The organism is Bradyrhizobium sp. Ce-3, from assembly GCF_022835695.1.
Lineage (GTDB): Bacteria > Pseudomonadota > Alphaproteobacteria > Rhizobiales > Xanthobacteraceae > Bradyrhizobium.
Genome location: NZ_BQUV01000022.1, coordinates 1 through 724, shown reverse-complemented (window position 1 = coordinate 724; position 724 = coordinate 1). Strand labels below are relative to the sequence as shown.

Below are 724 nucleotides of genomic sequence, written 5' to 3'. Positions count from 1 at the left end.
TGTTTAGCCCGGACAGATCACTGACGGGTGTTCGGAGACATAGCTGACACATCAACTTGGCTGGATTGGTCCGATTCGGGAGGCCGTCCATGCCGTGGAGTGAGGTGTCAGTAATGGATCAGCGCCACGAGTTTGTGCGGCTGGCTCTGCAGGAAGGCGCCAACCGGCGCGAACTGTGCCGACGGTTCAACATTAGCCCTGACGTCGGCTACAAGTGGCTGCGGCGCTGGCAGGCTGGCGATCGAGAGCTGGCCGACCGCTCCCGGCGTCCCCATGAGATGCCCAGGCGCAGTGAGGCTGCGGTCGAGACGCAGGTTCTGGCCGTGCGCGACAAGCATCCGGCCTGGGGTGCGCGCAAGATCGCCCACCGCCTGGAGCGGGATGGCCAGACGGTGCCTGTGCCGTCGACGGTGCACCGGATCCTGTGCCGGAACGGCCGGGTCAAACCGAGCGAGAACGCACCGCCAAATCCAGGGCACCGCTTCGAGAAGGAAGCTCCCAATCTGCTGTGGCAGATGGACTTCAAAGGCCACGTGCCACTCGCCGATGGAACGCGGTGTCATCCGCTAACGATCGTCGACGATCACTCGCGCTATGTCCTGTGCCTGAAGGCCTGCGCCGACGAGCAGCGTCTCACCGTGCAGGATCACCTGACGACGACGTTCCGCTGCTATGGTTTGCCGGAGGCCTTCTACACCGACAACGGCTCACCATGGGGCGATAC

General features: G+C 63.8%; 1 protein-coding gene. It reads left to right on the top strand.

Going from position 1 to position 724, the window contains the following annotated elements:
* Positions 1–89: 89 nt before the first annotated feature.
* Positions 90–724 (top strand): DDE-type integrase/transposase/recombinase (locus BRSPCE3_RS35645; protein ID WP_244071786.1); only part of this gene is annotated, 635 nt, incomplete at its 3' end.